The following is a 9,103-nucleotide window of genomic DNA, read 5'->3' as shown; positions in this document are numbered from 1 at the left end:
CTACCACAGTAGGTTCGATGAATGAACCATCAGCTTGATAGCCCCCCCCCCCCCCCCCCCCCCCCCCCCCCCCCCCCCCCCCCCCCCCCCCCCCCCCCCCCCCCCCCCCCCCTCGCCGGCCAGTCCTGGCTGCTCGCCTGGGGCGGTACCGGGCTCGCCGTCGTGGCGGGGGCCTGGTGACCGTGGGGCGGTCAGCACGGAGAGCTCCTCCGGGTCGGTCGGTTGGTTCGTTCAATGAACTGGCGAGAGCGACGAGACGCTACCACAGTAGGTTCGATGAATGAACCATCAGCTTGATAGGCTGGCCGCATGGCGCTGAAAAAGGACTACGCCGCGCAGGACTGCTCGCTCGCCCGCACCCTCGAACTGGTCGGCGAGCGCTGGACGATGCTGGTGATCCGCGACGCCTTCTACGGCGTCCGGCGCTACAGCGACTTCCTCGCCCACCTCGACATCCCGCGCGCCGTCCTCTCCACCCGGCTGCGGACGCTGACCGAGTCCGGAGTGATGGAGCGCCGCCGCTACGAACAGTCGCCGCCCCGCGACGAGTACGTGCTCACGGAGAAGGGGCGCCGGCTGTGGTCGGCGCTGTTCGCCCTGCTGATGTGGGGGCAGGAGTTCACCACGGGCGGCGCCACGGTGCGCAGGCGGTACGTCCACGCCGCCTGCGGGCACGAGTTGGAGGTGGGCGGCGGCTGCCGGGACTGCGGGCAGCCCGCCGTGCCGCCCGAGGACATCGAGGTCCACCCAGGACCCGCCGCCGAGGGCCCCACCGCCCGCCACGACCCGGTCAGCCGCGCCCTGTCGAGGCCGCACCGGCTGCTGGAACCCCTGGAGACCCAGGGCCCGTCGTCAAACGGCCCCTGCCCGAAGTGAGCAGGACGCGAGTGTGACCGCCGCTTCGCAGGAGGTGGCGGCCTTGCCGTGTCTGGTCGCGATGGTGCGGAAGGTTGTCAGCGGGCACCAGGCGCGACCCTTCGCGAGCGCGGCAGTCCGTCCTCCGCGAGGCTCGCCCCGCCTGATGGGCCCGGGCTACCGGCGGGGCTCCGCCACGCGAGCGCAGACGAACTCCGCGGAGGCGAAAAGCTCCGGTGTCAGGCGCACGCCCGTGATGCGCTCGGCGAGGGCGAAGGCCGCTTCGGTGTGTCCATCGAAGCTCGCGTCGTCCCCCTCGCTGAGGTCGAAGCCCGACTCCCGCATCGCGGTGAGCAGTTCGTCCGGATGGCTGCCGTCTCGACGGCGAGGGAAGAGGGGTTCGAAATGCAGGCGGGTGACACCATCCTCGTACCAGGAGAAGTGGTCGACCGCGTTGATGTTCCGGAAGTGGGAGACCACCGTGCGGCCACGCGAAACGGGAAGCATCCTTGTGTCGTCGACGCCCAGGTAGCCGTTGTACTCGACCATCAGCGACCAGTCGCCGACGGAGGCGATCCCGACGAAGTACGCGCCCAGCCTCCACTCCTCGTCGGTCAGCCGGCCCAGCTCGGCCACGCCAGTTATCCGCTCGCCGGGCTCGGCTTCCAGAGCCGTGAGCAGTGCGTCGGGAGAAAGTCCTTGGACGAGCGTGACGCAGTACGCCTCCATGAGGTGCTGGTACTGCTCTTCGAGCCACCCGTAATCGGCGGCGGTGCTGTGGTTGTTCACGCCTGCAGCATGGCAGGAGGCACTGACACCTGACGCCGGCGGGTGGTGGGCCGGCGGCTCAGGACTCAGGGCCCGGGGCTCATGACCGGGGGCTCAGGGTTCAGAACAGCTTGCCCGGGTTGAGGATGCCGTGCGGGTCGAAGGCGTTCTTGACGGCGCGGTGCATCTCCAGGCTGACCGGGCCCAGTTCCTCGGCAAGCCAGGTCTTCTTCAGCAGGCCGACCCCGTGCTCGCCGGTGATGGTGCCGCCCAGCTTCAGGCCCAGTTCCATGATCTCGTCGAAGGAGAGCCTGGCGCGGCGGGACTCGTCCTCGTCGGTGGCGTCGAAGCAGACCGTGGGGTGGGTGTTGCCGTCCCCGGCATGGGCGCAGACCCCGATGGTCAGGCCGTGCCGCTCGGCGATCTCGGCGGTGCCGTCGAGCAGGTCGGCGAGGCGGGTGCGCGGGACGCAGACGTCGTCGATCATCGAGGTGCCCTTGACGGCCTCCAGCGCGGTCAGCGCGGCCCGCCGTGCCTGGAGCAGCATCTCGGACTCGGCCGGGTCCTCGGCCGGGACCACCTCGCTCGCCCCGGCCGCCGCACACAGGTCGCCGACCGCGCGCAGCTGCGGCGCCGGATCCGGTGTGTCGAAGGCCGCGAGCAGCAGGGCTTCGGTGGTCTCGGGGAGCCCCATCTTCGTCATGGCGTTGACGGCCCGCACGGTCGTGCGGTCCATCAGCTCCAGCAGGGCGGGCGTGTGCCCGGCCTCCATGATCCGGCAGACCGCGTCGCAGGCCGCGCCCGTGGAGGGGAACTCGGCGGCGAGGGCGAGTTGCCGGGAGGGCTCGGCCTTCAGCGCGAGGGTGGCGCGGACGACGATGCCCAGGCTCCCCTCCGAGCCGACGATCAGCCGGGTGAGGTCGTAGCCGGCCACGCCCTTGGCGGTGCGGCGTCCGGTGGTCAGCAGCCGGCCGTCCGCGAGGACGACGTCGAGTCCGAGCACGTATTCGGCCGTCACCCCGTACTTGACGCAGCACAGCCCGCCGGAGCCCGTGCCGATGTTGCCGCCGATCGTGCACATCTCCCAGCTGGAGGGGTCCGGCGGGTAAAAGAGCCCGTGCTCGTTCACGGCCCGGGAGAGCGTGGCGTTGACGACTCCCGGCTCGACGACCGCGATCCGGTCGACCGGGTTGATCTCCAGGATGCGGTCCATCCGTACGAGGGACAGCAGTACGCATCCGTCGGTGGCGTTCGCCGCTCCGGACAGCCCCGTGCGGGCGCCCTGCGGGACGACGGGGACCCGCAGGGCGTTCGCGGTGCGCATGGTGTGCTGGACCTGTTCGACGGTACGCGGCACGACCACGGCCGTCGGGGCACCGGCGGGGCAGAAGCTGGCCATGTCGTTCGCGTAGGAGGCGAGGACGTCGGGGTCGGTCAGCAGCGCGTCCCCGGGGAGGCCTTCGGCCAGCCGTTCGATCAGCTCGCTCATGTCCCCAGCCTGGCAGGCGGCGGACGGCACGGGAAGTCCCCGGACCTGCCGCCCTGTCGACCTGCCGACCTGCCGGCCTGCCGGCCTGCCGGCCTGCTGATCCGGCTGATCCTGCCTGGGCGCCGCCCTCTCACCGGGCCGCTTCACGGGCGGCGGTGGGAGGGCGGGGCCCAGGCTCCCCTCCTACAGGCCCTACAGGTCCTGCGGGTCCTGCGAGTCCTACAGGTTGCCGCGCCGGTCCTGTTCCCGCTCGATGGCTTCGAACAGCGCCTTGAAGTTGCCCTTGCCGAAGCCCATGGAGCCGTGCCGTTCGATCATTTCGAAGAAGACGGTCGGGCGGTCCTGGACCGGCTTGGTGAAGATCTGCAACAGGTAGCCGTCCTCGTCGCGGTCGACGAGGATCTTCAGCTCGCGCAGGGTCTCCACGGGCACGCGGGTCTCGCCCGCCCACTCCCCCAGCGTGTCGTAGTAGGCGTCGGGGGTGTCGAGGAACTGGACGCCGGCGGCCCGCATGGCCCGGACCGAGGAGACGATGTCGTTCGTGGCGAGCGCGATGTGCTGGACGCCCGCGCCGCCGTAGAACTCCAGGTACTCGTCGATCTGGGACTTCTTCTGGGCGACGGCGGGCTCGTTGATGGGGAACTTGACCTTGAGCGTGCCGTCGGCGACGACCTTCGACATGAGCGCGGAGTACTCGGTGGCGATGTCGTCGCCGACGAACTCCTTCATGTTCGTGAAGCCCATGACCTTGTTGTAGAAGCCGACCCACTCGTTCATCCGGCCGAGTTCGACGTTGCCGACGCAGTGGTCGACGGCCTGGAACACCCTCTTTTCCGGCGGGGCGACCATCGGGGCCATGGCGGCGAAGCCGGGCAGGTAGGGGCCGTCGTAGCCGGTGCGCTCGACGAGGGTGTGGCGGGTCTCGCCGTAGGTGGCGATGGCGGCACGGACGACGGTGCCGTGCTCGTCCTTGGTCTCGTAGGGCTCCTCGATGCCGCGGGCGCCGTGTTCGACGGCGTACGCGTACGCCGCGCGGGCGTCGGGGACCTCGATGGCCAGGTCGATGACGCCGTCGCCGTGGGCGGCGACGTGCTCGGCGAGGAAGCGGCCCCAGTCGGTGGTGGGGCGGATGACGGAGGTGAAGACGAAGCGGGCCGAGCCGGATTCCAGGACGTAACTGGCCGTCTCGCGGCTGCCGTTCTCGGGCCCCGAGTAGGCGACGGTCCGCATGCCGAACGCGGTGGAGTAATAGTGGGCCGCCTGCTTGGCGTTGCCGACGGCGAAGACGACCGCGTCCATCCCCTTGACCGGGAAGGGGTCTGCCTGCCGTGCGGTCTGCGGTGCTGCTGCGCTGGTGGGTGTTCCCGGGGATGCAGTCATGGCGGAAGCGTCCCGCCGGTCCGCAAGGTGCGCAATAGTTTGCGTTTTTACTGGGCAACTTGTTCAGCAGGACCCGGGTTCGGGCGGACGATGTGCGCAATCTGTGCACCCTCACTCCGCCCCCACGCCCACGCTGCGAGGGAGAGGACGCCATGGGCATCGACCGGCTGGACGCGCGCATGCTGGAACTGCTCGCCGAGGAGCCCAGGATCGGGGTGCTGGAGCTCTCCCGACGGCTCGGTGTGGCCCGCGGGACGGCGCAGGCGCGGCTCGACCGGCTGACCTCGGGCGGGGTCATCCGCGGTTTCGGCCCGGAGGTCGATCCGGCCGCCCTCGGCTATCCGGTCACCGCGTTCGCCACCCTGGAGATCAAGCAGGGCCAGGGCGCGGACGTGCGGGCCCACCTGGCGACGGTGCCCGAGGTGCTGGAGCTGCACACCACGACCGGCAGCGGCGACATGCTCTGCCGCCTGGTCGCCCGCTCGAACGCCGACCTGCAACGGGTGATCGACCTGGTCCTCGGCATCCAGGGCATCGTCCGCGCCTCCACCGCCATCGTCATGGAGAACCCGGTGCCGCCGCGGATCGTGCCCCTCGTCCGCCAGGCCGCCGACGACAGCGAACAGCGCTGAACGAGGAACAGCGCTGAACGAGGGACAGCGCTCAACGACCGGAACGCCGCCGCCCGGCGAGGTCCCACCTACCCTGCGCGGAGCCGCCTCAGCAGTGCGGGACGTCCCCGTCCGTGCGGATCTCCTTGAGCGCGTCGAGCGCGCCGTCCAGCGTGCTGACCGGCACCAGCCGCAGCCCCGAGGGCAACTGGGCGCTCGCCTCGCCGCACTGCGACTTGGGCACCAGGAACCAGGTGGCTCCGTCGCGCCGGGCGGCCTGCGTCTTGAGCGGGATGCCGCCGACCGGGCCGACCTCGCCCTTCCCGTCGATGGTGCCCGTACCCGCGATGGTGCGGCCACCGGTGAGCCCACCGGCGCCGGTCCCGTCGCCGTCCAGCTTGTCGACGATGCCGAGCGCGAAGAACAGGCCGGCGCTGGGCCCGCCCACATCGCCGAGGCGCAGCGTGACATCGACGTCGTCCGGTGACATATGGAGCTGTCGCAGGGCGGCGGTGACGGCCTTGTCCTGGGAACTCTTCATCTCCTGGGCGATGCGCCGCTCGGCGTCCCGGGTGTCGCCGCCGCCGGGGTAGACGGCCTCGCGGGGCATCACGGCCCGGTCGTCGCGGAACCAGGAGCGCACCACGTCCGGGAGGCGCACGGTGGCCCCCGGCTGGGTGGCGGCGATGGTCACCGACAGCAGCCGCCCTTTGTCCTTGCCGTCCTTGCCGTCCATGCCGTCCTTGCCCTGCGACCGCGCGCCCTCGACGGAGATGACGGGCTTGCCGCCGCGCTTGCCGAGCACGTTCGCGGTCTCCCCGGGCTGGGCGAGCGAGTACGGCAGCGGTGCGCACAGCGCCACGACGAACAGCAGGACGACGGGCAACGCGCACAGCGCCAGGACGCGGCCACGGGTCAGCCGCGGGCGCGGGCTGCCGGGGCCCTGGGTGCGGGTGCTGGATTCGGACACCCCCGCAATCTACCGACCCCGGCAGGCGCCGAACGCGCGCGGGGCCGCACCGCGCCCTGCCCGCGCCCATGCGGTGCCACCCGGAGGGCGCCCATGCGGTGCCACCCGGAGGGAAGGACACGGCCCGCGGCTCAGCCCAGCACGCCGACTCCACCCAGCTGAGCACGGAGACTCAGCCCAGCACGCCGACTCCACCCAGCTCAGCACGGAGACTCAGCCCAGCACGCCGACTCCACCCAGCTCAGCACGGAGACTCAGCGCAGCGCGTCGGCGACCTGGTTGGCGGCGCGGACGACGCGGTGCCCTATGCGCTCGGCCACCGTCTCGGAGAGCATCACCACGCCCACGCTGCCCTCGATGCCGCTGACCCCGAGCACGGGGGCGGCGGCGCCGCTGGCGCCCGCCTCCAGTTCGCCGTGGGTGAGGACGAATCCGGGGTCCCGTTCGTCGTCGGGTCTGCGCCCGTCGAGTATCGCCCGGCCCGCGGCGCCCTTGTCGAGGGGATGCCGGAAGCCGGTGCGGTAGGCCACGTGGTAGTCCGTCCAGCTCGGTTCGACGACCGCGACCGCCAGGGCCTCGGAGCCGTCCACCAGGGTGAGGTGCGCGGTGGCGCCGACGTCCTCGGCCAGCGAGCGGAGCGCGGGCAGCGCCGCCTCCCTGACCAGGGGGTGGACCTGCCGTCCGAGGCGGAGCACGCCGAGCCCGACGCGGGCCCTGCCGCCCAGGTCGCGGCGGACCAGGGCGTGCTGTTCCAGGGTGGCGAGCAGCCGGTAGACCACCGTGCGGTTGACGCCGAGCTTGTTGGACAGCTCGGTGACGGTGAGGCCGTGGTCGGTGTCGGCCAGTAACGTGAGGACACGCAGCCCTCGGTCGAGCGTCTGAGAGGTCTCCGCGGTCACGACGCCCCCCTCCCTCGGGTGAGTGACGGCAGCCGCGGATGCCGACGCGTGAGGGGTCGCCTCCCCGGCCCCCGGCCTGGGTCGGCACCCCGAGCGCAGCGCTGGAGGCCGCCGGTCGCGGTGGCACTTGCAAGAGCTGTTGCGTAACAGGCTGGGCAAGCTGAGTGTCAACGGGATAACCGGCCGCCCGTGGCGGCATCGCCACGGGGCGTGTGTCCGGGGAATGTAGCGAGGCGCACCGCTGACCGGAAGAGTCTGTCCAGAATCCGGTCTTCTCCTGCCCGTGTTCGCCGTGAACATCCCGAAAAAGCCGCCCTCGCGGGGGGGCGGTCCCGGTCGGGGCAGCGCGCTACTTCATCCGTGTCGCCCACTCGCGGACCTTGGCGATGCGGGCCTCGATCTGCCCGGCCGTCGCCTCCGCGCTGGGCGGCCCGCCGCAGACGCGGCGCAGCTCGGTGTGGACGACCCCGTGCGGCTTGCCGCTCTGGTGGACGTAGGCGCCCACGAGGGTGTTGAGCTGTTTCCGCTTCTCCAGCAGTTCCTTGTGCGTGACGACGGGGCGCTGCTCGGCGGGCTTCTCCAGCAGGTCGGCCTCGCTGTCCGGCTTCTTCCTGCTGTGCGCGATCTGCCGCGCCTGCCGCTTCTGGAGCAGCATCTGCACCTGGTCCGGCTCCAGCAGCCCGGGGATGCCGAGGTAGTCCTGCTCCTCCTCGCTGCCGGGGTGCGCCTGCATGCCGAACTCGGCGCCGTCGTACATCACCCGGTCGAAGACGGCATCCGACTCCAGCGCCTCGAAGGGCAGCTGGTCCTGTTCCCCGGTGTCCTCATCCTGTTCCCGCTCGGCCTCCTTGAGCAGGTCGGCCTCTTCGGCGTACGGGTCGTCCTCGGTGTCCTTCTTCGGCTTGTCGAGGACGTGGTCGCGCTCGACCTCCATCTCGTTGGCGAAGGTCAGCAGCGTGGGGATCGTCGGCAGGAAGACCGAGGCGGTCTCGCCGCGCCGCCGGGAGCGGACGAAGCGGCCGACGGCCTGCGCGAAGAACAGCGGGGTGGAGACGGTCGTCGCGTACACGCCGACCGCCAGGCGCGGCACGTCCACGCCCTCGGAGACCATCCGCACGGCGACCATCCACCGGTCCTCGCCGTGCCGGAAGTCCTCGATGCGCTGGGAGGCGCCGGTGTCGTCGGACAGGACGACGGTCGGCCCCGTGCCGGTGATCTCGCGCAGCAGCTTGGCGTAGGCGCGGGCCTGGTCCTGATCGGAGGCGATGACGAGGCCGCCCGCGTCCGGCACCGCCTTGCGGACCTCGCTCAGCCGGTGGTCGGCCGCGCGCAGCACGGCGGGCATCCACTCGCCGCGCGGGTCGAGCGCGGTGCGCCAGGCCTGGGAGATCGCGTCCTTGGTCATCGGCTCGCCGAGCCGCGCCTCGATCTCGTCCCCCGCCTTGGTGCGCCAGCGCATGTTGCCGCTGTAGGAGAGGAAGATGACGGGCCGCACGACGCCGTTGGCGAGCGCGTCGCCGTAGCCGTAGGTGTAGTCGGCCACCGAGCGGCGCACCCCGTCGCCGTCCTCGGCGTACTCGACGAACGGGATCGGGTTGGTGTCCGAGCGGAAGGGCGTGCCGGTCAGTGCCAGGCGCCGGGTCGCCGGCTCGAACGCCTCCAGGCACGCCTCGCCCCACGAGCGGCTGTCGCCGGCGTGGTGGATCTCGTCGAGGATGACCAGGGTCTTGCGCTGTTCGACGCGGTTGCGGTGCAGCATGGGCCGCACGCCGACGCCCGCGTAGGTGACGGCGACCCCGTGGTACTCCTTGCTCAACGGTCCCGCGCTGTAGTCGGGGTCCAGCTTGATCCCCACGCGCGCCGCCGCCTCGGCCCACTGCTTCTTCAGGTGCTCGGTCGGCGCGACGACGGTCACCTGCTGCACCACGTGGTGGTGCAGCAGCCACGAGGCGAGCGTCAGGGCGAACGTCGTCTTGCCCGCGCCCGGGGTCGCGACCGCCAGGAAGTCGCGCGGCTGCCGCTCCAGGTACGCGTCCATCGCCGCCTGCTGCCAGGCCCGCAGCTTGTTGGCCGTGCCCCAGGGGGCCCGGCCGGGGAAGGCGGGTGACAGGTGCGTGTTGTTGCTGGGGGT

8 protein-coding genes are annotated in these 9,103 nt (G+C 71.6%); 2 read left to right on the top strand and 6 right to left on the bottom strand.

All coding sequences use genetic code 11. The features are described from left to right. The first annotated feature begins 309 nt into the window (after positions 1 to 309). Positions 310 to 876, top strand: a complete 567-nt coding sequence (locus tag AB8Z75_RS26450) for a winged helix-turn-helix transcriptional regulator (protein ID WP_369206201.1) — start codon at positions 310 to 312, stop codon at positions 874 to 876. 156 nt (positions 877 to 1,032) lie between these two features. On the opposite strand, the gene AB8Z75_RS26445 is transcribed toward AB8Z75_RS26450, so the two are convergent. From AB8Z75_RS26445 to hppD, 3 genes are all read right to left on the bottom strand, one after another. Further along, entirely contained in the window at positions 1,033 to 1,644 is a 612-nt protein-coding gene (locus tag AB8Z75_RS26445; protein ID WP_369206199.1) for a DUF6461 domain-containing protein, read from the bottom strand. 100 nt (positions 1,645 to 1,744) lie between these two features. Further along, entirely contained in the window at positions 1,745 to 3,112 is a 1,368-nt protein-coding gene (locus tag AB8Z75_RS26440; protein WP_369206197.1) for an FAD-binding oxidoreductase, read from the bottom strand. Positions 3,113 to 3,331: 219 nt separating this feature from the next. Then, positions 3,332 to 4,492 (bottom strand): 4-hydroxyphenylpyruvate dioxygenase, encoded by a 1,161-nt coding sequence (gene hppD, locus AB8Z75_RS26435; RefSeq protein WP_369206195.1) that lies wholly within the window; start codon positions 4,490 to 4,492, stop codon positions 3,332 to 3,334. A gap of 152 nt (positions 4,493 to 4,644) precedes the next feature. Between hppD and AB8Z75_RS26430 the strand changes: the two genes are divergently transcribed. Next, entirely contained in the window at positions 4,645 to 5,124 is a 480-nt protein-coding gene (locus tag AB8Z75_RS26430; protein ID WP_369206193.1) for an Lrp/AsnC family transcriptional regulator, read from the top strand. Between the two features lie 88 nt (positions 5,125 to 5,212). Here AB8Z75_RS26430 and AB8Z75_RS26425 read toward each other — a convergent pair whose 3' ends face one another. The 3 genes from AB8Z75_RS26425 to AB8Z75_RS26415 all read right to left on the bottom strand — a co-directional run. Further along, entirely contained in the window at positions 5,213 to 6,073 is an 861-nt protein-coding gene (locus AB8Z75_RS26425) for a S16 family serine protease (RefSeq protein ID WP_369206191.1), read from the bottom strand. Positions 6,074 to 6,327: 254 nt separating this feature from the next. Next, positions 6,328 to 6,972, bottom strand: coding sequence for an IclR family transcriptional regulator (locus tag AB8Z75_RS26420; protein WP_369206189.1), 645 nt, complete (start codon positions 6,970 to 6,972; stop codon positions 6,328 to 6,330). A 349-nt stretch (positions 6,973 to 7,321) separates the two neighbouring features. Continuing rightward, positions 7,322 to 9,103 (bottom strand): DEAD/DEAH box helicase (locus AB8Z75_RS26415; RefSeq protein ID WP_369206187.1); only part of this gene is annotated, 1,782 nt, incomplete at its 5' end.

The sequence above is a fragment of the Streptomyces sp. PU-14G genome (assembly GCF_041028275.1).
In the GTDB taxonomy this organism is placed as follows: Bacteria; Actinomycetota; Actinomycetes; order Streptomycetales; family Streptomycetaceae; genus Streptomyces.
The sequence above is the reverse complement of the archived record's forward strand: the minus strand, read 5'-3'. Positions and strand labels throughout refer to the sequence as shown.

Excerpts from the sequence above, each read along its gene's own strand:
- AB8Z75_RS26450 (WP_369206201.1), top strand. The coding sequence starts at position 310 with ATGGCGCTGAAAAAGGACTACGCCGCGCAGGACTGCTCGCTCGCCCGC.
- AB8Z75_RS26440 (WP_369206197.1), bottom strand. The coding sequence starts at position 3,112 with ATGAGCGAGCTGATCGAACGGCTGGCCGAAGGCCTCCCCGGGGACGCG.
- hppD (WP_369206195.1), bottom strand. The coding sequence starts at position 4,492 with ATGACTGCATCCCCGGGAACACCCACCAGCGCAGCAGCACCGCAGACC.
- AB8Z75_RS26430 (WP_369206193.1), top strand. The coding sequence starts at position 4,645 with ATGGGCATCGACCGGCTGGACGCGCGCATGCTGGAACTGCTCGCCGAG.